At 39.8% G+C, this 22,722-nt stretch carries 22 protein-coding genes; 1 reads left to right on the forward strand and 21 read right to left on the reverse strand.

Features of this window, described 5'->3' with window-relative positions:
• Nucleotides 1-3 precede the first annotated feature (3 nt).
• Nucleotides 4-1,281: a cytosine permease gene (gene codB / locus ACQKL5_RS03730; RefSeq protein WP_427606687.1), complete on the forward strand. Its 1,278-nt coding sequence runs from the start codon at nucleotides 4-6 to the stop codon at nucleotides 1,279-1,281.
• Between the two features lie 254 nt (nucleotides 1,282-1,535).
• On the opposite strand, the gene ACQKL5_RS03735 is transcribed toward codB, so the two are convergent.
• The 21 genes from ACQKL5_RS03735 to ACQKL5_RS03835 all read right to left on the reverse strand — a co-directional run bounded on the left by ACQKL5_RS03735 (nucleotide 1,536) and on the right by ACQKL5_RS03835 (nucleotide 22,441).
• The gene (locus tag ACQKL5_RS03735; RefSeq protein WP_427606688.1) at nucleotides 1,536-2,393 is read right to left on the reverse strand and encodes an aspartate/glutamate racemase family protein; all 858 of its coding nucleotides are present in this window, start codon (nucleotides 2,391-2,393) and stop codon (nucleotides 1,536-1,538) included.
• Nucleotides 2,394-2,442: 49 nt separating this feature from the next.
• Nucleotides 2,443-3,750, reverse strand: coding sequence for an MFS transporter (locus ACQKL5_RS03740; protein WP_427606689.1), 1,308 nt, complete (start codon nucleotides 3,748-3,750; stop codon nucleotides 2,443-2,445).
• 137 nt (nucleotides 3,751-3,887) lie between these two features.
• A complete protein-coding gene (locus tag ACQKL5_RS03745) occupies nucleotides 3,888-5,273 on the reverse strand; it encodes an FAD-dependent oxidoreductase (RefSeq protein WP_427606690.1) in 1,386 nt (461 codons plus the stop codon).
• A gap of 4 nt (nucleotides 5,274-5,277) precedes the next feature.
• Entirely contained in the window at nucleotides 5,278-5,724 is a 447-nt protein-coding gene (locus ACQKL5_RS03750) for a GlcG/HbpS family heme-binding protein (protein WP_427606691.1), read from the reverse strand.
• Nucleotides 5,725-5,743: 19 nt separating this feature from the next.
• Complete coding sequence (locus ACQKL5_RS03755; protein ID WP_427606692.1) at nucleotides 5,744-6,478, reverse strand: SDR family NAD(P)-dependent oxidoreductase; 735 nt, start codon at nucleotides 6,476-6,478, stop codon at nucleotides 5,744-5,746.
• A gap of 15 nt (nucleotides 6,479-6,493) precedes the next feature.
• Nucleotides 6,494-7,909, reverse strand: coding sequence for an FAD-dependent oxidoreductase (locus ACQKL5_RS03760; protein WP_427606693.1), 1,416 nt, complete (start codon nucleotides 7,907-7,909; stop codon nucleotides 6,494-6,496).
• A gap of 17 nt (nucleotides 7,910-7,926) precedes the next feature.
• Entirely contained in the window at nucleotides 7,927-8,796 is an 870-nt protein-coding gene (locus ACQKL5_RS03765) for an isocitrate lyase/PEP mutase family protein (protein WP_427606694.1), read from the reverse strand.
• Between the two features lie 12 nt (nucleotides 8,797-8,808).
• Nucleotides 8,809-9,591, reverse strand: a complete 783-nt coding sequence (locus ACQKL5_RS03770) for an adenylyltransferase/cytidyltransferase family protein (protein ID WP_427606979.1) — start codon at nucleotides 9,589-9,591, stop codon at nucleotides 8,809-8,811.
• 23 nt (nucleotides 9,592-9,614) lie between these two features.
• Nucleotides 9,615-10,565: a VOC family protein gene (locus ACQKL5_RS03775; RefSeq protein WP_427606695.1), complete on the reverse strand. Its 951-nt coding sequence runs from the start codon at nucleotides 10,563-10,565 to the stop codon at nucleotides 9,615-9,617.
• A gap of 115 nt (nucleotides 10,566-10,680) precedes the next feature.
• Nucleotides 10,681-11,646, reverse strand: coding sequence for an SMP-30/gluconolactonase/LRE family protein (locus tag ACQKL5_RS03780; RefSeq protein WP_427606696.1), 966 nt, complete (start codon nucleotides 11,644-11,646; stop codon nucleotides 10,681-10,683).
• Between the two features lie 167 nt (nucleotides 11,647-11,813).
• Nucleotides 11,814-12,815 carry a 4-hydroxy-2-oxovalerate aldolase gene (gene dmpG, locus ACQKL5_RS03785; protein WP_427606697.1) on the reverse strand — a complete coding sequence of 334 codons (1,002 nt, stop codon included), beginning with the start codon at nucleotides 12,813-12,815 and terminating at the stop codon, nucleotides 11,814-11,816.
• On the reverse strand, nucleotides 12,812-13,699 hold the full coding sequence (locus ACQKL5_RS03790) for an acetaldehyde dehydrogenase (acetylating) (protein WP_427606698.1): 888 nt from the start codon (nucleotides 13,697-13,699) through the stop codon (nucleotides 12,812-12,814). Before ACQKL5_RS03790 ends, dmpG begins: the two co-directional genes overlap by 4 nt.
• A 9-nt stretch (nucleotides 13,700-13,708) precedes the next feature.
• Nucleotides 13,709-14,479, reverse strand: coding sequence for a 2-keto-4-pentenoate hydratase (locus tag ACQKL5_RS03795; RefSeq protein ID WP_427606699.1), 771 nt, complete (start codon nucleotides 14,477-14,479; stop codon nucleotides 13,709-13,711).
• A 110-nt stretch (nucleotides 14,480-14,589) separates the two neighbouring features.
• Nucleotides 14,590-14,751 (reverse strand): hypothetical protein, encoded by a 162-nt coding sequence (locus tag ACQKL5_RS03800; protein ID WP_427606700.1) that lies wholly within the window; start codon nucleotides 14,749-14,751, stop codon nucleotides 14,590-14,592.
• Nucleotides 14,714-15,667: a VOC family protein gene (locus ACQKL5_RS03805; RefSeq protein WP_427606701.1), complete on the reverse strand. Its 954-nt coding sequence runs from the start codon at nucleotides 15,665-15,667 to the stop codon at nucleotides 14,714-14,716. The genes ACQKL5_RS03800 and ACQKL5_RS03805 overlap by 38 nt, the downstream gene beginning before the upstream one ends.
• A gap of 21 nt (nucleotides 15,668-15,688) precedes the next feature.
• The gene (locus ACQKL5_RS03810; RefSeq protein WP_427606702.1) at nucleotides 15,689-16,897 is read right to left on the reverse strand and encodes an acyl-CoA dehydrogenase family protein; all 1,209 of its coding nucleotides are present in this window, start codon (nucleotides 16,895-16,897) and stop codon (nucleotides 15,689-15,691) included.
• Between the two features lie 22 nt (nucleotides 16,898-16,919).
• A complete protein-coding gene (locus ACQKL5_RS03815; RefSeq protein WP_427606703.1) occupies nucleotides 16,920-17,777 on the reverse strand; it encodes an alpha/beta fold hydrolase in 858 nt (285 codons plus the stop codon).
• 11 nt (nucleotides 17,778-17,788) lie between these two features.
• Nucleotides 17,789-19,285 (reverse strand): FAD-dependent tricarballylate dehydrogenase TcuA, encoded by a 1,497-nt coding sequence (gene tcuA, locus ACQKL5_RS03820; protein WP_427606704.1) that lies wholly within the window; start codon nucleotides 19,283-19,285, stop codon nucleotides 17,789-17,791.
• A 45-nt stretch (nucleotides 19,286-19,330) separates the two neighbouring features.
• On the reverse strand, nucleotides 19,331-20,182 hold the full coding sequence (locus ACQKL5_RS03825) for an alpha/beta fold hydrolase (RefSeq protein ID WP_427606980.1): 852 nt from the start codon (nucleotides 20,180-20,182) through the stop codon (nucleotides 19,331-19,333).
• 20 nt (nucleotides 20,183-20,202) lie between these two features.
• On the reverse strand, nucleotides 20,203-21,153 hold the full coding sequence (locus tag ACQKL5_RS03830) for a VOC family protein (RefSeq protein WP_427606705.1): 951 nt from the start codon (nucleotides 21,151-21,153) through the stop codon (nucleotides 20,203-20,205).
• An 88-nt stretch (nucleotides 21,154-21,241) separates the two neighbouring features.
• Nucleotides 21,242-22,441: an acyl-CoA dehydrogenase family protein gene (locus ACQKL5_RS03835; RefSeq protein WP_427606706.1), complete on the reverse strand. Its 1,200-nt coding sequence runs from the start codon at nucleotides 22,439-22,441 to the stop codon at nucleotides 21,242-21,244.
• Between the last annotated feature and the right edge of the window lie 281 nt (nucleotides 22,442-22,722).

Genomic DNA, 22,722 nt, shown 5'->3' on the forward strand with positions numbered 1-22,722 from the left:
ACAATGTCACATCAAGACCAAGATTTTGCATTAGAATCCATTCCCAAGAAACATCGCAGAGGATTTATTCCTATGTTCTTCGTAATGTTAGGCTTCACCTTTTTTTCCTCCAGTATGGTGGCTGGAGGAACATTAGGCCAGGGTTTGAATATGAGAGAGTTTATACTTGTTATTTTGGCTGGAAATTTTATATTAGGCATTTACGCCGCATTTCTTGGGTTCATTGGAGCCAAGTCAGGATTGAGTACACATTTATTGACCAGTTACTCATTCGGAAATAAAGGGTCCTATCTAGCATCCTTTTTGCTAAGCGCCATTCAAATAGGATGGTTTGGTGTAGGTGTAGCAACTTTTTCGATTATGGTGAATAAAGCAACAGGAATCAGCTTACCCCTTTTAATTATCATTTCTGGTATTTTGATGACATCCACCGCTTATTGGGGAATGAAAGCATTAACAATACTAAGTGTAGTGGCAGTACCTGCCATTGCTATCCTCGGTAGCCTTTCTATCTTCAAAGCTACGGATAATGTTGGTGGCTTTGAACTTTTGATGCAACTTGAACCCACGGAGACCATGTCCTATACATTAGCGCTTTCTATTTGTATCGGCTCTTTTATAGGTGGGGCTACATTAACAGCGGATTTCACAAGATTCTCCAAAACTGGACTAAATGGTTTTCTTACAACTTTCATTGCCTATTTCATTGGTAACTCTTTGATGTTCGCCTTCGGAATGGTCGGAACTCTAGCTATGGGATTTGCAGATATCTCAGACGTTATGTTGGCCCAGGGTTTACTTATACCCGCCATTATTGTTTTAGGTCTAAACATTTGGTCAACGAACGATAATTCTCTTTACACGTCAGGTTTAGGATTTTCACATATCACAAAGTTACCAAAGAATAAGATTGTCGTTTTTAATGGATTAATAGGTACAGCTCTCTCATTAGTCGTTTATAACAACTTTATCAGTTGGTTAACTATTCTTGGATCAACCATTCCCTCTATTGGAGCTATAATTTTAGCTGATTACTTTTTAATAAGAAGAAAATCAGGTTATGCTCAAAATGAAATTAAAATAGTCAATACGAAAGCCATTATTGCTTGGGTGACTGGGATATTCGCAGCCAACTTTATACCAGGTATTCCGCCTGTTAATGCGATTCTCACCTCTGTAATCGTTTATAGTATAGCTATAGTTCTTGAAAAGATATTAGATAAAAATAAGGTAGCTATCGATCAAGTATCAACATCTTATATAGAAGGGAAAATGGACTAACCTAAATTATTGAGACTATTTTAAAAACTAAAACGTAAATTACGTAGAAATAAAATGGCCAGTTATGAAAGGGAAAATGCGTGAGAACTTTTGATAAGATGCTAATCCTAATGAGTGCAAAAAGTAAAACAGGTGGGGAAAAGAGTTTATTTTCCCCACCTGTTTTTCTATTCTAATTTCTAATAAGTTTTTTAGATTTTTACTTTTCATCCTTCAATAGAAATCATTCAGTTGATATGACGACTTAAAACGTTTTAAGTTAAAGATGTTTTTTCCCCGCCTCTTACTGGGAGCCCATGATCGTTTTTATAATCTGGAACAGGAACCAATCCGTAAAGTTCACGAAGCCTTGCTACTGCTTCTACAGGCGGTTTTGAATTGTAAAAACCTCGTCGAGTCATGTAAACACCTGAATTCTTCTTAAGATCCACCAACGATTCACACATCTTAATCCCCGCGGCAAAAGAGTCAATCACCGGAACATCACCAATCCTTGATATTCCATGGGTGGCTAGGAATACGTTCATTGGTCCTTCTCCAGGTACGATTATATCTGCTCCCTCAGCAATGGCCTTTTCAGCAGCCTTTTTGAATGAAGCTATTACAGGTTCTGGATTTTCAAACCCGGCCAGTACTTCGTCAAAACCAATATCTGTCTGAACTATTGGTCCTAGTTTCCCTCCTAAACCATAACGTTCAGCATTTTGACGAAGCTCATCTGCTAGTGGAGCCAAGAAATTCACAACACCTATTCGATCGCCAAGCATAGAAGCAATATGGAAGGAGGCCTGACCATATCCAATAACAGGTATATCTACCAATGTACGGGCTTCTAACAGACCCACATCAGGAATTGTACCGATGAACATGGCATCATATCCAGCATTTTCAGCCATTATTGCTGCGCGAACAAACTGTTCACGGTGCAAGTTTTGTAGATAAGAATAAGTAATAAAGTGTCCAGGGTAATTTGTTGGGTAGGTCTCTTTCTCCATTCCATGGAGCACAACCTCTACTCCCGGACGAGCTATACGATCAATATGTTTCAAGACAGCATCCCGATATGGAATGACTGATTCAATGCTGGTTAGACTTTGATGCCAGATTTTCATGAGTTACCTCCTGTATTATTAGTAAATATGTGCAATTTACGAGATTGGTTTACACTTCCTCGCCAACATTCAGCGTCAATTTTCTATGATGTTGATTTAAGGTAATGAGCGTCAGCAAACTAACAACCATAAATCCTGAAATGACAAGCATACCTTGCTGTAAATTTAAAACACCTAATACCATCGGTCCAATAAAACCACCCAAAGATGACAAGGTACTTACGAGTGCGATTCCTGCAGGTGCCGTAGATTCACTGAAGAAAAAGGTTAAATAAGCATAAAATGAACCCGAAATTCCATATAATCCTGCGGATGCTATCGAAAGCATTAGAATCATTAATGGTATGGTTGTAACAAAGGCACATCCGATCAATCCAATCATAGCGATTGATACACAAACAGCCAGATGTTGTTTATGCTTATTGGTCCTGTCCGCATTCCAACCGACAAATAAAATCGAAGGTATGGCAACCAGTGGAGGTATCATTGCAAGCCAACCGATTTCTAGGTTCGACGTCCCTGATGCAGAAAGATTCTTAATAATGGTTGGAATCCAGAAATTCAAACCGTTTACAGCTACAAATCCTGCAATATTAAATACTGACAGTTTCCACACATTCGAATTCTTCAACATGCCTCTATGCGAAGTTTTATTATGTTTTGCAGCTACCTTTCTTTCTGTTTCAAGTTCCCCTTCCAACCATGTTTTTTCCTCATTCGTTAACCACTTCGCATGGGCAGGACGATTAGTCAAATAAAACAGCACAATTATACCTAACATTACAGCTGGGGTACCTTCGAGAATAAACATCCATCTCCATCCAGATAACCCACCCCAAGCTATCTTATCAATAATCCAAGTGGAGAGCGGTGCACCCACCAATGCAGCTAATGGGAGGGCAACAAAAAACGCTGCTGTTGCTTTTCCGCGTTCCCTAGCACGAAACCAATACGTTAAATATAAAATGATGCCAGGGGTGAACCCTGCTTCGGCCACACCTAACAAGAACCGTAAGATATAAAGATGGACTGCCGATTGTACGAAACCAGTAAGTACGACTATGATTCCCCAGGTTAACATGATCCTAGCGATCCAAAACTTTGCTCCAACCTTTTGTAAAATCATATTACTAGGTACTTCAAACAGACAGTAACTGATATAAAAAAATCCTGATAGAAGTCCAAACATTTCGGCGGATAACGCAAGTTCAGCATTCATTTCTAACGCAGCATACCCCATATTAACCCGGTCAAGGAAAGCAACAATATACAAAACCAAAATAAAAGGTAAAATCCTTCTCATAGTTTTCTTCAATGTACTTCTTTCAATTTCCTGTATATTGATATTCTCGCTCATATCTATCCCCTCCCACTTAATGGGTTTTCCAACAGAATAAATGTCTCTAAAACTGAAACCAATAAAGATTCTTCTCCCACGAGGCTCTTCACCAACGTCAATTTTTTAAATGCTGAACTTCTGCATTACGCTCTTTTTCAACAATTCTTTGATGCCAAATTTCTATCACTTAACTTATTTATAGCTTGTTTCGCGGCTATCCTACCAAAAATAGCTGCTTTTCCCAAAGAACTTCCTGTCATGTACCCAGCGCCATGGAACCCACCAACCATTTCTCCTGCCGCATACAATCCTGAAATCACTTCATTAAATGGATTGACCACTTCTGCTCTTGAATTAACCCGTACACCTGCATATGTCGCTAGCATTGCCGCAACGGTTTCCATGGCATAATATGGCGCTCGCTGAATTGGAAGAGGACTTCCAAATGTATGAGTTAAAGTTTTTCTACCATACATATCTTTTCCTCTAGCAATCCCCTCATTATAGGATGCAACAGTCTGGACTAGACTTTCTGTAGGTATTCGAAGTAAATGAGCCAGCTCTTCTAAAGAATCTGCACTCACTATTAAGTTCTCTGAATACAAAAGATCAAAATCATATAGGGCATCGTTTTTTACACTTTCATTCATAACTGTTTGATCAAAGACTTGAAAAGTTCTTTGTTTTTGTTGTAACGCCGCATCCCCTAATAATTTGTAAGAAATTGATTCATTCACAAAACGGTTGCCTTCTTCATTTACGATGATGCCACCCTTATAAAACGTATGGGCTTGCCGCTTTCTCTCGTTAGATGAATTCGGATGAAAACCATATGTGCCTTTCAAATTAGGAAAATCTATTAACCATGCTCCTACAGAAGCGGCTAATTTTAAACCATCTCCTTGATTCCCAGTTCCTCCAAGGCGAATCGTTTCATCTAATTGCGGGGCATATAAATGAAGCATCTCTTCGCTTTGAGAAAATCCACCAGTCGATAAAATAACACCTGAATTGGCAAAGCACTCTTTTTTCTCACCATTCTGTTCATACACTACGCCGCTAACTCTATCTTCCTTGATGATCAACCGATTAACCGGACTATCCAAATACAAGATAGCTCCATTTTCCACTGCCTTATTTCTTAGTGTGTAAATGGCTTGCTCCGGAATGATGGTATGTCCTCTAGGGTTAGAATGGCCACTTACTGCCTGACAATCTTGAAACTGAATACCATGTGCAACGAGCCAATTATACGTTTCCAGTTGATGTTTTCCGTACGCTTCTACTAACGCCTCATCATTTTGATGCTGTCCAACCGTTAACATGTCTTCTATTAAACTAGCAGTTGAGTCTTGGATACCGAGACGTTCCTGAAAATTGGTTCCAGCAAAAGCCATAAAACAACCACTTAAAAGTGAACTGCCACCAATGGTATCTTGTTTTTCAAAGATGGCGACTCTTGATCCTTGTTCGGTAGCTTCCAGTGCGGCACATAGGCCAGCCATTCCAGCCCCGACAATAATCACATCTACTTGATTCATAGCCTTATACTTCCTTTGTTGCTGCTAACAAAACGCTTAGCCCGGCTTCACACACTTGCATATCATGCGTGTAATGGCCACCACTTACACCAATCCCCCCAACGCACTCACCATCTACCTGGATTGGATATCCTCCACCAAATACCACAAGGCGATTTGTATGTACTAATCCAGCCATTAATGGTGGATCATCCTTCAAGCGATCATACCATTCATGGGTCGCACGATTATAAGCAGCTGCTGAAAATGCCTTATTTTGAGCGATTTCCAATGCCAATACAGGCGTACCGTCCATAGCAGAGAACGCCTTTAAATTTCCTGCTTTATCCACGATAGAAATCGCAAATTTCATGCCTAACTCTTTCCCTTTCTCTTCTGCCTTTTCAAGTATCTCCTTAGCCAAATCCAATGTAATTGTTTGTTGTGTGTATACCTGTTTCAATTCTGTCATTATAAACTCCCCCATTTCATTATTTTGTAATTCCAACTGGCATCCCAGCACCAAATGCTTCTACAGAAGTTGCCGATATAGCCTTACTCTTTGGTAAAACTAAATCAACAATTACAAAGGCGATATCGATGGGAACGAGCCAGCCTGCCTTATTGATATTTTCCCCAAGTGCTGCGGTCATTTGCGTGTCGACAGGTCCCGGACATACTGCATTCACTCGTACACCATAAGGTTTTAATTCTTCGCCTAATGCTTTCGAAAAACCGATTACAGCATGTTTCGAAGTGATATAAGCACTGCGATCCGGACCGCCTTTTGTACCCCATATAGATGAAATATTCACAATAACTCCATCATTCTTTTGCTTCATTTCCTTTACAACTTGTTTGCAGAAATAGTACGGGCCATGTACATTCACATCAAACATCCTTTGCCACTCATAAGTTAATGTTTCAGTAAAAGGTTTTAAAAGCATTGCTCCTGCATTGTTAATTAATATATCAACCGTCCCGAGTTGTTCCCTAACCTTCTCTACAACCGCTTCTACTTCCTCTTCATTCGCAACATCGCAGGAGACGCCAATAGCTTTTGTACCATAAGTATTTTGAATAAACTGTGCCACGTTTTCACATTCCTGCAAATCTCGGGCGCAAATGGCCACCTTTGCTCCGTAAGAAGCCAGTAAAATGGCTGTTTCTTTTCCAATCCCTTTACTGGCACCTGTAACAAGAGCCACTTTCCCCTCTAGTTCCATTTAAGACGACCTCCTTTATCGAATCGTTTGATAGCTATCTATATACGACACTGCATGTTTACCTGCACGACGTCCGAATACTAAGCAACGCAATACAGATGTACCGCCTGGATATTTCCCATAATAAATACCTGATGTTTCACCAACAGCATATAAACCAGGAATCGGCACTGCGTCACCTGTTAACACGCGACCCTCAACATCTGTTGCAAGCCCGCCGTTTGTAAACACGTTGCAACAATGTATGGGATAAGCAATAAAAGGCCCCTCATTTATGGGAATTGACCAATTTGATTTATTTAAAGCTAATGCCGTCGTCGCTAAACCATCAACTTTGTCATAAATGAATTCCCCAGTCGGACAATCAGCGTTAAAATCATCTACCGTTTGTACAAGGTTTTCACGATTAACATTGATTTTGTCTGCCAACTCTTCGATTGTGTTTGCAACAATTGGTGGTCTATCAGTTTGTAAGGCCTCTTCGTAATTGGGGATCGTATACATCTTTTGATCAGTAATCATATAGGCAATATGATTTTCGCATGTATAAAAAATTTTGCGTGCTACTTCTTCGTACTGCTCATCAATCGTTGATACACCCTCATCGGTAAAGCGTTCACCATTTTGATTCACTAGAATTGCGTAGGGAAATAACATAACAGCAGCTTCCTCACGCTTACTCCTAGGGTCTACTGTCTCTGCATGAAAGGAATCAAATTGGCCGTTCCCTGATGCACCAATTCGCATCGCCATTCGAATAGCTTCTCCTTTATTAAACAAGCCACCTTCTGAAACTGGGGGGATTTTGTGTGCATCTCTCCCCACATATTGAGCCATCATTTCTTTATTGCCTTGAAATCCACCTGCCGCTAAAATTACGGCATTTGTTTTCAAGTAAATGCTACTACCATCAGCTACACGTACTTGTAGCCCGTTCACTGCTCCTGTATCATCAAGGGTTAAATCCCAAGCTGTAGCCTCATATATAATTTCGACACCTAAAGCACGAGCTCGTAAACTTAACGTATCAATTATCGCTTTACCTCCCCCCACTGGTAATAAGCGTGGACGAGAAGCGGTTAAAAACATTGTAGGTAAGAAATCAAATTCAACCCCCTTGGATTCAACCCATCGTAACGTTGGCCCTGCCTCTTTTTCTAATGTTTCAGCATATTCAAGATCAATTAAATTATCCGAAAAATCTCGCATGTCGCCCACCAAATTAGGTGCCGGTGTATCAATGTTTTCCATTCGCATATAAGCAGCAGTCCAACGGGTATTTCCACCCCGTTTTTCAAACGGCGCACGTTCTAATATTGCAATAGATAGTGTTTGATTTTGAGATTTTGCCTCTTCCGCTGCCGCTAAAGCAGCTGCTGTTCCAGCTGCTCCACAACCAACGATAACAAGATCATAATTTATTTCATCCATGTGCGTTCACCACTTTCTTACTTTTCAGAATATTTTTCTTCCATTTTATTTATCTCATGTAATTTAAATAATTCTTGACGTTCCTCCCACGAGCAAATATATGGTGCTATATTTTTCTGTGACCGCTCTTGCTTTAAAACGTTTACTGCATCTTTTACTCCTTTAATTGCACCACGTAAAACCGTATTGGCACAAAGCATAACGCGATAACCCATTTCTTGTACTTCCGTTTGAGAAAATAGAGGTGTTTTTCCCCCTTCTACCAAATTCAAGATAAGTGGAATGCCTGTGACTAATTTTGGAATCTCTATAATTTGTTCATATTCTTGTGGGGCTTCGATAAAAATAGCATGAGCGCCAGCTTCTTTATAAGCATTAGCACGCTTGATTGCTTCATCAAAACCTAATACAGACAGTGCATCCGTACGTGCAATGATTGCTAATTTTTCATCTTGACGTGCGTCAAGAGCTGCATGTATTTTCCCTACCATTTCTTCTTGAGAAATTACTTCTTTACCATTAAAATGTCCACACTTCTTTGGCATGACTTGATCTTCAATTTGAATGGCAGCGGCACCTGCCTTTTCTAATATTTTAATAGTCCGTTGCATATTAATAGAATTTCCAAATCCAGTATCTGCATCTACCACTAATGGAACCTTTGTGATATCGGACATCCATGAAACAACTTGTGCAATTTCTGTTAACGTCGTTAACCCGACATCCGCCCAACCAAGTTGCGCATTAGCAATTCCGGCTCCTGTCACATAAATCGCTTCAAAACCCGCTTCTTCTAGTAACCGTGCTGTCATACCGTCATATGCGCCTGGTAATAACAGCGTTTCTTGCTGCTGTAATAATTGATAAAACTTTTCTGTCTTAAGCATGTACCTCATCCTTTAACTAGTTACTTGTAAATCATGTGCTGCACTTTGATGAAAAATAATTGTAGATTCCTCAAAATGAAAATCATGATTGAATTGAATTCTTTGATCAAGCACATGCACAACTTGGGAAATAGCTCGCTTTCCTATCAACACAGAAACATAATAACTTCCATCATCCGGCAGTGTATAATACGCTTTTAATCCCTCTTGGAAAGAGTACTGGACTTGATAAGGCCGTCCGAGTAGTGCAGCCATTGTTTCAACTTTTCCTTTTCGTAAAAGTTCTCGCAAATAAGTGGAACTTACCTTAGTACCATACATTGCATATTTTTCTACGACATCCACGGATAAAAGTTGTTCACTGTGCTCTGCAATCGTCTGAATCGTTCCAGCACCCTTTGCTCCATACGTATAATCAAAACCAGCTACCACGTGTTTCACCTGTAATTTGATTAAATACTCTTGCACAAATGTTTTCGGTCGATGAGATGCAAATGTCTTTGTAAACTCCACAATGTAGAAAATGTCTACACCCAGCGTCTTTAATTGTTGTACCTTTTGCTCCATTGGCATTAAATAATCAATTTCTTGATTTGAAAATACGGTTTTTGGATGCGGAAAGAAACTCATGACCGCTAAAGGAAGACCTCTTAGCTTTGCTGACTTTTTAGCCTTTCTGATCACATGTTGGTGCCCCTTATGAACTCCGTCAAAAAAACCTAATGCCATTACACTTGAACAACTATTTGATTGAACAATTGAGAGGTTTTGTTCATTTACAAGAATCACTTTCATCACTCTTGCCTACCTTCCATACCTTAGCGAACTTCAATAGTTAAATTGTTCAATTCCTTATCCTGTACAGTGTCGCCCCAATACGTATTGCAGGAAGACCGTTCCTCTAATGTCCACTCAATTGGCTCCCAGTCCGGTTCGAAAATTTGATAACCACCTGAAAACAATTCCACACGACACCCACTTCCTGGGTCTATAACATATAAATAGATAGCTTGTGTTGCACCATGCTTTCCTGGTCCGATAAATTGTAATCCATTCTCTTTTAAAATATCCGCTGCTCGTAAGATATCTTGAGAATCATCCAACCAATATGAAATATGATGCAAACGTGCCGGAGTTGGTAATGTATCTTTCTTTAGTAAAGCAACATCATGAACCAATGATGTAACACTTAACCAAGCTGCTAAGATACCATTATCACCGCGCATATATTCACGCATGTTAAAGCCTAAAACATCCATTAAAAACTCGAATGAAGCGTTTACATCTGTAGACGTATGAATATTCACATGATCGAATCGTCGAGGTGAAATACCCTTTCGCCATGATTGATATACCTGATTTTTTAATACCGATGCATTTCCGTTTGTTGCTTTCGGCTTTTCAACATCATAATATAGTTCAAATGTATGGCCGCTCGGCATCTTAAACCGGATTGAATCTCCAATTCCAACTGTCGTCCCTTTTGGATATTCTTCAAAGGCCACTTCGTGTTTTTCCAATACTCCCTTGAAGTTCTCAACGCAATTTGCTGTTTTTGTACGCCAGCCAATATGTTTCACATAGCCTTCCTTTCCAGCTTCAAGGCTTAATGTGTGATGTTGAAAATCGCTATATGCACGTAGATAATGAACACCATTTACCTCTTCAGTTTCTTCCAAGCCGATCACTTCTTTGAAAAAGAATAATGATTTATTTAAGTCGCTCGTAACTAATGCAACATGTCCTAACTTTGCAATTTCTGGTTTCAATGACCCTCTTCCTTCCTGTATGAAAATTCGATTAGCTTTGCTTTCATTTTACAAACTTTTTTTATTGAAAACTACGAATCATTTATCTGAAATTCACTCCATTTTCCATAAAGAACTACCGAATTTTCGCTTTATCCTCATTGGTAATAAACTTATAGTTTGCCACTCCTCGCTGTTCAATCGGAATAGCCAATAAGTATCCCGCAAGAGGCTCCCGCTTAATCTTGTCTTCCGATAATGGTTCATAGGCAGTTGTGACAAACAAGGTATCTAGATTTTCACCACCGATTGTGCAAGATGTCACGTGTGATAATGGCAGTTCAATTTCTTGAATGACCTCCATCTTTTTAGGACTGATACATACAATTCTCGTAGGTTTCTTTAAGCGAGCTGCAATGGTACCACCTTTATATAAAGCTACCCATAGGTTCCCATCTGCATCGATTGCCATACCGTCAGGGAAACCTTCATCCATTTCAAAGGAATAGATGATTTTCTCAAATTGAATTTCACCATTTTCTTTAAGCTGGTATTGGAAAATCAGATGCTTAGAAGAGTCAATATGATAAAAATTATTGGTTTTGCGACTCCAATCCAAACCATTCGAAAATGTTATATTTTCCAGCTTCACAGAAATATTTCCCACAGCATCAATACTAAATAACTTGGAGTTTTCAAATGGGTAATGTGACAATGCTGTATAAGGAGATTCTTTGAAGCGTTTAAAAAAACCGTCCGATAGGCCTACCCAAATCTGTCCATCCGGTCCACACTTGCCATCATTCAAATAATGAATATCATTTAGTCCGTCTGGTATGACAAAAGGGACTTTACTACCTTTTTCAAAATTCAAATAATACAAACCATCTTTATATATCCCAATAAACTGTCCATCCACTGATGGCACAATGGATTTGATCCAACCAAGTGCATCATATACATTTTCTTGTTCCGTTTCCGGGTTATACGTAATGATTTTCTTCGCCGTAACATCCAGCCAAATCAAACCATATCCTTCATGCCAAATCGGTCCATCTCCAAATTTTGCACGGTAGCTTCCACATTTTTTTATGTTAATCACCCACTATTTCAATATCGTTCCTCCCTGTCTTCCCTTCTGATATTTAAGCCAGTTTTCACTAAGGTGAACTTTCATGGAAAACGGATAAAGTTCATAAAATCATGTAGTAAATTGTAAAAAAAGAAAGAGTATTTAGCTCTTCCTTTTCTTACGATATGAGAGTGCAATTACTTTGCATATTGTAGTTGTTGTGCTACTTCATAAATCAAGTCTTCCTGACCGCCAACTGCCTTACGTTTTCCTAGCTCTACTAAAATATCTCGTTCATCTACCTGGAATTGTTTTGCCGCTTTTTCTGTGTGAAGTAAAAAGCTCGAATATACACCGGCATAACCCATCATAAGGCTGGAACCAGAGATCTCTTGTGGTCTAGGTAAGATTGGGGCTACAGTATTATTTGCAGTATCAATGATTTTGTATAAATCAATACCAGTTTGAATATGGAGACGATCTAAAACAGCAACCAATGCTTCTGTTTGTGTATTGCCGCTTCCGGCCCCAAGCGCACGGAGCGAGCCATCAATATATGTAGCTCCTGCTTCAATAGCTGCTAGTGAATTCGCCATTGCTAAAGACATGTTATTATGTGCATGGAAGCCGATGTCACAGTGCACATGCTGCTTTAAAGCTTGTATGCGTTCCGTCACTTGATTTGGTAACAAATGACCTGCTGAATCAGTCACGTAAATGATGTCTGCACCGTATTGCTCGAACAATTTCGCCTGTTCTACAATGACATCGACTTGTGCCATATGCGCCATCATTAGAAAGCCTGCCGTTTTTAACCCTAATTCCTTACTCATGGCAATATGTTGAGCAGCTATATTCGCTTCCGTTACATGCGTTGCAATACGAGCCATTTTTGCCCCGACCTTAACCGCCTCTTTTATATCTTCCTTAATACCAATTCCTGGGATTAAAAGTACAGCTACTTCTGCCTGCTGACATTCATCGACAGCCGCTTCAATGAGTTTCAGTTCATCTACCAAGGAAAAACCGTATTGTAAACTAGAACCGCCAAGCCCATCTCCATGAGCTACCTCAAAATATTCCACTCCAGCCTGATCCAAACCTCTTGCAATATCTCTTACTTGCCGCTCGGTAAAAGCATGTTTCATTGAATGACTTCCATCCCGTAATGATACATCCAACACATGAACATCCCTCATGAGACCGCCCCTCCCTGAGTCAACATAGTCTTCGCCATTTCATTAGCCACACGCGCGGCCGCTGCGGTCATAATATCTAAATTCCCCGAGAATGCTGGAAAGAAATCTCCTGCCCCTTCAACCTCTAAGAATACAGAAATCTTATTATCTTCAAAAACAGGTTCTCCACGTAAACGATAGCCTGGCACGTATTCCTGCACTTCCTGGACCATAGCTAAAATGGAGCTAATGATTTCCTCTTCCTTTCCCTTTTCTGAAACAAGGGCATGAACCGTATCTCGCATAATGATTGGCGGCTCAGCAGGATTAAGAATGATAATGGCCTTACCTTTTTTAGCACCGCCTACGACTTCGATTGCACGAGATGTCGTACGTGTAAATTCATCAATGTTGGCACGGGTGCCAGGACCTGCACTTTTGCTCGCAACTGTTGCAACTATTTCAGCATAATCTACAGCTACTACACGATTGATGGCATGTACGATGGGAATTGTAGCTTGTCCACCGCATGTCACCATGTTGACATTATCTTTATCAAAGTGCTCCGTTAAATTGACGGGTGGCACTGTGAAGGGTCCGATTGCTGCCGGTGTTAAATCAATCATCTTTTTACCGGCTGATTTGATTACCTCGTAATTTTCAGCATGTGCGTAGGCGCTTGTTGCGTCAAAAACGATATCAACGAGATCAAGCTGATTTTTCAACCCTTCTATCCCATTATCAATCGTATGATATCCTCGATCTCTAGCTCGTTTTAAGCCTTCTGAATTTTTATCGATACCGATCATGACAGACATTTCTAATGCATCGCAACGTTCAATTTTATACATTAAATCTGTTCCAATATTCCCAGAACCAATAATTCCCACTTTTAGTTTCTCCATATCGTCACCTCAGTCTGAAAAAGTTACCTTCATATGGCCGTATGGGCCATAATCTATTTCGAATACATCTCCCGATTCAAACGGTACAGCTGCAGTGATTGCACCAGAGAGAATAAATTGTCCTGCTTTTAATGTAATGTCATAAGCTGATAACATGTTCGCTAGCCAGGCCACGGCCCTTGCTGGGTTCTCCATGACAGCATTGCTGATTCCTTCATCAAAAACCGAACCATTTTTCATCGCTGTAATTTTAATATTTGCTAATTCATCCATTGTTGGTTGGGAACGTACATCACCTAATATGGCACCAGCCGATGAACCATTATCAGCAACCGTATCCTCAAAACGGAATTTCCAGTCTCTTATCCGGCTATCGATTATTTCAATTGCTGGCACCACCACTTCCGTTGCCTGTAAAACCTGCTCCGCTGTAATGTTGGGGCCTTGCAAATCTTCTTTTAATATGAAAGCGATTTCAAATTCTATTTTTGGACTGATAAAATTGGAAACGGATACAACACTATTATTTTCGAAAACCATATTGTTCAGAATATGACCAAAATCCGGTGAATCAACACCAAACATGTCCTGCATGACCTTACTTGTCAAACCAATCTTCATGCCTACTAAATTAGCATTTTCTAATTTCTTTTGGATCTGCAGCAGCTGAATACGATATGCATCATCTACCGAAATTTTAGTAGTGGATGTAAAAGGTTCAATAGGTGTCTTGTTTTCTTCAGCATCTAGTAATGCCTGGCTTGCTGTTTGAATGTTCATTGTTTCCCCCTAAACGACAATTTGCAGTGATGACTCCAAATTGGCCACTTTCATAAATTTTGTTAAGACAGCGAGCATTTTCACCAAGGGAAATAACAACTCATTTGGGATTAAGGGGATACGGATATGAAGGCATTCTCCGTCATCCCGTGTGCCTTGTCTTCATGCTTTGTTGTTATCACGGTCACGCCGGTCGAAAATTCCGCCATTGTATCTCGGAATAAACGAACCCCTCTATGCTTTAATGGTTGGATTATTTTCTGTATTTGCATCCATTTGATCTCCCCAATACGTAAAACCGATATCCATTTCATCAACCGTCCAACGGATTGGTTCCCAGTCTGGTTCAAAAATTAGATAGCCATTTGTGAAAATCTCCAATCTCACACCACTACCAGGATCAATGGCATATATATACATGGCTTGTGAGATACCATGCTTTCCAGGACCTTTAAAGAAGATTCCATTTTCTTTTAAAATATCTGCCGCCCTCAATAAATCTTGTGCATTATCTAACCAGTAAGCGATATGATGGACTTCATGTGTTGACGCTGAATTTGGATCGAAACTAAAGGCAATGTCATGGACCAATGGAGTGACACTCATCCAAGCTCCAACATACGTACCATCTGGAGCCTCTACATATTCACGGAGATTAAAACCTAAGTGCTCTTGCATGAAGTCTACTAATTCATTAGCAGGCAGAGAACTTAATAGATTTACATGGTCAATTCTTCGTGGGGACACACCTTTGTTCCAAGATTTATGTGTTTGGTTTTTTAGTACAGAACGTGTTTCTGGTGAAGCTAAAGTTTTTTCCATATCGTAATAGATTTCAAAAGTATGATTGCTTGGTAGTTTGAAACGGAATGCCTTTCCTTGACCTTTTTCAGTACCTTCTTCCACCCAATCGATGGCTATACCACTATTTTCGAGTTGGTTAGCAAATATATCGACATCTTCACGACGCTTTGTACGCCAGGCAATATGATCTAAGTAAGCTTCCTCTCCTGCACGTATTGACAATGTATGGTGCTCAAAGTCACCCCATGCTCGAAGATAATGAACGCCATCCACTTCATCCGTTTCCTCTAATCCAACCACTTCTTTAAAGAACCAAAGAGACTTCTCTAAATCCGTACTTACTAACCCAAAATGACCCAATTTTGAAATTTCTGCTTTACTCATAACCTTTCCCCCTTATCTACTTTATGCAAAATATGTGTTTGCCTCTAAATCACACATAACCCGGCCATATGTCTCCAATAAACTTGACGGTGTAATGAAACCATGTAAATGCATGGTGATGAAATCACGATAAAATGTTTGGAATACATTGTTGTTATAGGCAAATATGGAACCAGACCCAGCTAACATCAAATCAAATGCTTCCTTACATAATTGATTAGCATAGCCAAACTGCGCTTTTATCCGAATACTTTCTTTCTGTGTGAAAATTTCCCCGTTTGTCGAATGGCCATCTAAATTCCCAATGGCTTCTTCAAGTAACATTCGTGCACACTCCAGTTTCATATCAATCTCAGAAATTTGCAGATGCGTAACTGCCGCTTCATCCATTTTGTTGTAGAAGGTATTACCGATTCCAGCTTTTGCCACGCGCTCCATATGCAAATCGAAGCCACCAAGTGCAATTCCCAAAGCCGGTGCCACGATGGATAACGTTAACGATGGTACAAACGGTGTACGATATAGCGGGTTATCCTTAAGTTCATCGATAACATAATGACCTTGCTGTGCAAGGCGGTCCAATGACGTACGATGTTCCGGAATGAACACATCCTTCACAATGACACTGTTACTACCAGATCCCCGAAGACCCACAACGTCCCAGTCATCTAAAACCGTGGCATCTTCTTTTGGAATAACTAGGATTGCCATCTCAACTCCACCATTGCCATCATCGATTGGTGCCCCAAAGTAAAACCAATCCGCATATGGTGAACCGGAGACAAATGGCCATTTAGCATCTTTAATCATGTACCCGCCATTTACTTTTTCAATATCAATGTGGACGGGTTTGAAATTTCCCGCTAACACAACATCCTTATCATGATTGGGTCCGAAAATATCCAGCAATGCTTTTCTACCAAATGCATACGATATCATGTAATCCCGGATATTACTTAGCGAAACAAACCAGCCAGCTGAAGCATTACCACGGCTAATTTCTGTTACAACATCAAAGTACGTGCGCATGTCCGTTTCATACCCCTTGAACATTTTCGGGAGCAGAATTTTCAAAAGTCCTTTATCACGAATTGAATCAACGATTTTCTTAGGTAGAGTACTCGATTGATCGATTTCTAGAGTAGCGTCGCGTAATTCCTTTCGTAGTGATCGTGCATTATCAATAAGCATCTCACTGACATTTTCCATATTCACTATTGTTTCACTCATCGTAATCCCTCCTTTTTATCATTTAAATTTTCACTTGGACTTTATCCTTGGTAAAGAAATGCTTCGTCTCATGTAAAAATTCTTCTCGTTGTTCAATCATTACCCAGTGTCCACATTTTTTGAAGACACGTAATTCCACATTTGGCAAATGGTCAAGTGCATATAGACTACTTTGTAATGGTACAAAGCGATCATAGTAACCATGTATCAATAAAAACTCATTTTCCATCCGTTCAAGTGCAGTTTGCGGAATAAGCATTTCTGTCAACGAAGACTTGGTGAAGTTTTCACGATATGAACGAAGAATTTCAGGACGTTGGAACATTGCAAAACGTTCATCTACTACCTGATCTACAAAATCTTTCATGCTATCCAAATCATGAACAAACCAGCTTAATAAGTTCTTTAAATTTTCTTTTGTTGGGTCTAGATGGAAACTAGATAGTTTCATCAGTTCTGGGGTAGGCTCCTTTAAAAGTACCCCCGCTCCCATTAATACGATTTTCCCAAAGCGTTCCGGGGCCTGCATGTTCAAATACATAGATACTACGCCACCAAGAGAATTCCCAATTAAATTGGCTTTTTTAACTTGCAATGCATCCATCAAATCTAAAATTTGCTGAACTCGGATCGACATCCATTGCACACCATTTTCCGGGTATATTTCGGGATGATCCGTATCGCCGAAGCCAATTAAGTCTGGTGCAATGACATGGAAATCTTGTGCATATTCTTCTAAAACAAATTGCCAGTTGGCTTTTGCATTAGCTCCTGGACCTGAACCATGAATGAAAATGACCGTTTCTTCATGTTCCTTACCCCCCTCATGAAAATACGTTTCAAATGCACCCGTTTTAACTTTATGTTGTTTGATCGTCATATCCTTACCCCCTAAGTATTTTTAATCTTCTGCCTTTTTAAACTTTGAATATATTGCCCAGCATGTTCTCCAGCCCTTTTTCCAAATACAGCTCCGGAAGTCAAGCCGGCACCACCAGGATAGTTATCATAATATAGCCCACCTACGATTTCACCAGCTGCATATAACCCCTCAATGGCAGTAAAGTCGTTGTGTATCACTTGTGCCTGCTTATTGATTTTCAAACCTCCGTATGTGAAAGTGATTCCGCAAGCCACTTCATAGGCCTCAAATGGTCCTTCATCTAATGTGTTGGCCCAATTCGATTTTGGAACGGTCAATCCTATGGCATTCTTGCCATCTAGTACATTGGGATTGAAAGCCACACTTTTAGAAACGGATTCGTTGAATTCTTCCACTTCTTTTAAAAATCCTTTTTTATTGATGCCATCCAGTTTGTCAGCTAACTCTTCTAATGTGTTGGCCGTTACTTTGGTAATATGGCGACCATTGTATTCCTCTCGGATAAAAGGTTTCACCTTTGCATCAAAGATTTGCCATGCAACTTGTCCCGGTTGCTTTAAAATTTCTCTACCGACTTTCGCATAAATATAATTACGGAAATTTTCCCCTTCATCAAAAAAACGACGGCCTTGTTGATTAACCATAATGCCAAATGGAAAACTCAACTTTTGAAAACCTTCTTTATAATCTTGAAGATATCGATCTCCACAAACCGCATGTGCCCCTGACCAATTACCAGTCGTACGTGCTCCAAGTGACATTGCCATCCGTAGACCATCACCGACATTATATTTACAACCTCTTGTATGAACCGTATCCCATCCGGGTCCTAAATACTGTGTCCGCATCGCCACATTTGCATGGAATCCACCGGATGCTAAGATGACAGCTTTGCAGGAGATTATCCGTTCTTGGTCACCGTTGCGCACTATAACTCCTTCAATTGTACGGTTTGCAGTTACAAGATCGATTGCCGCTGTATCATAGTGAATTTTCACACCCATTCGTAATGCTTCTCGGTGGAGAGCGTCGACCAACCCTTTTCCTCCACCGACGGCCTCAATGACCATTCCTCCCCAAAAAATAAACTTATTTTCCGTTTTATAAGCCTGCCTACCGTATATTGGGATCCAGTTAACATGATGTTCAGTGAGCCAACGAACGGTATCATAACTCATTTTTGTCATGATCGAAGCCAAATCATAATCCGTTCGATAGTTCGACATAACGGCAAGGTCATCAAAAAACTGCTCTTTCGTATAAGTACCAAAGTCTATTGTATTAAACTCCTCATCCGTCATGTCCGGTAATAGAGATCGGACTTGTTCACCATTTTCATACGCGAATCGGATGGAGCCATGTGTATAGGCTGTGTTACCGCCTTTTTCTTCTTCGGATGATATTTCTAAAATCGTGACAGTTACCCCTTTTTCAGCTGCTGCAATGGCTGCACATAATGCAGCGTTTCCCGCTCCAATAACCACGATATCCGTTATTTCCGACATTCATTTTCACTCCTATTATCCATTTGTAAGCCTATAAATAAGAGGTTATAAATGCCCATTAAAGAATTCTTGTATAAGGTGATTGAATTGTTCTTTCTTTTCGATTTGCGTCCAGTGTCCACATTGACTGAAAACATGTAATTGCGCATCATCAAGAAATTCCATTAAATAATAGCTAGACTCAATCGAACACACCTTATCATCTCTACCATGAACAAGAAGAATGGGATTCTTAATGCGACCTAGTGCCACTGTTGGAATGGGTACAGCTGCCGTTGAAAAAATGGAATTATTAGAACGACGTACCTCTTCACGCATCGCATTTTCAAACCGATCATCTGTCAAGCCATCTATAACTGGCTGCATCATTTCTTTATCGTATACAAACCATCCCATGATTTGCTGCAACCTTTTTTTGGAAGGGCTATCGTAAAATGACTTAGCACGGGTTAATTCTAGGCTTAATTTGGTATTAGGTGTACCACCAGGTCCCATTAAAACAATACGGTCAAACCGCTCGGGGTATTCTAACAATAGCTCTAGCGCTATAGAACAACCAAGAGAATTCCCGACTAGATGAACTTTTTCTAATTCATAGTAATCAAGAATTTCCATTACTTGCTCAATCCAGCAGTCCATCCAAGCTTGACGATTTTTCAACGGCTCTGCTGGATGGTCACTTTTAGCAAACCCATATAAGTCTGGTGCCAGGCAGTGGAATGTATCAGCACAATCCGCTAAAGCATAGCTCCAATTCGCAATGGACGTTACGCCCGGACCTGAACCGTGTAAAAAAAGGATGGTTTCATTATTTTTTTTGCCCGTTTCATTCATCCAAGTCGTATATTCCCCGGTATTAATGTGCTTCGAAGTAATTAAATTTTCTTCCCTTGTCATTGTCACACTTCATTCCTCCTTTAAGCTTCTATCGTTGGTACTATAAGTGCATTTCCCGTAATACTGTCTCCCCAATACGTGTTACCAAATGCCCTTTCCTCAGGTCGCCAAACAACCGTTTCCCAGTCTGGTTCGAAGATCAGATAGCCTCCTGTGAATAGCTCCACCCGACATCCACTTCCAGGGTCAATGACATATAAGTAAATAGCTTGTGAAACACTGTGTTTTCCGGGACCAATGAATTGAAGTCCATTTTCTTTCAATATATCTGCCGCTCTCATCAAATCTCCTGAACTATCTAACCAATAAGAGATATGATGGAAGCGGGCTTTCGTTTCCAATGAATCATGTGCTACAAGTGCAACGTCATGTACTAGAGGTGTCACGCTCATCCATCCAGCTAACAGTTTACCTTCTACTGTTTCAATGCACTCATTGATACGGAATCCTAATTCGTCAACAAAGAAATCGAAGGCGCTATTTCCTGGGGCACATGTATGGATATTCACGTGATCAAGACGACGAGGAGAAGCCCCCTTTGCCCAAGACTTATATGTCTGATTTTTCAAGACAGATCGCCGATGATCGTCTACTTCTCCTTTTTCAACATCATAATATAGCTCTAGCCTGTGACCTGATGGTGCATCAAATTGAAAGGCCTCTCCAATTCCTGGAGTCGTTCCCGCTGCTACATGTTCTATGCTATAACCTTTCGTTTCTAGTTGTTCTTTGAATAAGTACAAATCTTCTGAACTTTTTGTGCGTAAGGCGATGTATGTCACTTTTCCTATCTTCCCTGGTGAAATTGATAAAGTATGATGTTGAAAATCGCCCCAAGCTCTAAAATAATACGTATCTTGTACTTTTTCTGTTAACTCTAGTCCAATAACATCTTGGAAAAAGGTAACCGACTTTTCGATGTCTGAAGACTCTAAAGCTACATAACCTAACTTTGCAATTTGTGGTTTCACACCTAAACCCCCCTTACGGTTTTCATGTTAGAAAAATGAAAACCATTCACTAACCGATATCGTCTCCTCTATTTTTCAAAAGATAAATTTAATAGCGGACTTGATTTGGTTCTAATCCAGATAAGTGACGACCAAAATTCTCAAGAGTGATTACTGGCGACAATGAACGATGTGAATGCAAAGTAATGAAATCGCGAATTAAACGTTGCATCGGATTGCCATCATATACAAACCCTGATCCACCGATGGATAGAAGTTCTTGCATCGCTTCGTTCAATAGACTATTACTATAACCGATATCGGCAAGTATCTTTAGACGTTCTGATTTTGGTATGATTGTTAGCTTATTCGCCCATTCATCAATGCTCTTTGCTATATTCATTAAATAAATTTCGGCAGTTTCTACTTTTAATGTTGCTTCGGCAAGGATGCTATGAGTACTTGCTGCATCCTTAATCATTTTGACGCCCATATGTTGCGCGGTACGATAAGGTAAACTTTGATGGAACAAACGTAGCATTTCTTGCATCACACCTAATCCTGGTAATGCCAAAGATAATATTAGACAAGGGAATAATGCCGAACTATATAGTGGAATATCTCGAAGATGCTCCGATTGGAAATGGCCATCCAATACATTGACAAAAGATGTACACCGATGTTCCGGTATAAATACATTCTTCATATGAACCGCATTACTGCCCGTACCACGTAATCCAAGAGTGAACCAATCATCTTCAATTTCTAACTCTTCGAATGGTAATGTCATCAAAAGTTGCTCTTGAATATTTCCGTGTTCATCTTTTAAATACATGCCGAAGTAACCCCAAGTAGCATGCAGTGAGCCCGAACAGAACATCCAATGCCCTTCCTCAACTATGTAACCGCCTTCAACTTTCTTAACAGTACATGAACGGGGCTCATATACTCCTGCAAATAACACGTCATCCGGATCCCCACTAAAGATTTCCAAATGTGTTTTTTCACTGAAGGATTCAGCTACCATCATTTCACGAATGGCACATAAAGAAGCAACCCAACCGGTAGAAGCACATGCTTTCGAAATTTCTAAAATAACTTGGCTATAGGTTTGGATACTAACTTCTAACCCACCATATCTGGCTGGTCGTAGCATCTTGAAGATACCATGATCTTTTAATTGTTGGATTGTAGAATTTGGGATGCGACGGAGAGTTTCAGTTTCCTTTACTCGATCGCGAATATCGTTAGCTATTTGCTTTGCGTGATGAATCGTTTCTAATTCTTTTTCATTCAAGGTGATTGTCATATATCCAACTCCTTTGTTTAATTTGTATCTAATATATCAAACTGCTAGCTAATAAAGTTTAGTGAAATGTCTTGAATTTTCAAGATGAATTCTAACAAAAACTATTTAATTTTATTTAAAAAGCACTTCTTTAGCGAGATTAAAAACAGATATTCTTCACATCATATAAAGACTCTTCCTCCATTTTCAGTTGCAAATTCACCTAGGTAATTAGCCATTTATCATGATTGGCAAAACTTGAATGGGTTATAATTCCTACAAAGTTTACATTTTCCATTTAT

The organism is Peribacillus sp. NPDC097675 (assembly GCF_050277655.1).
GTDB lineage: Bacteria > Bacillota > Bacilli > Bacillales > DSM-1321 > Peribacillus.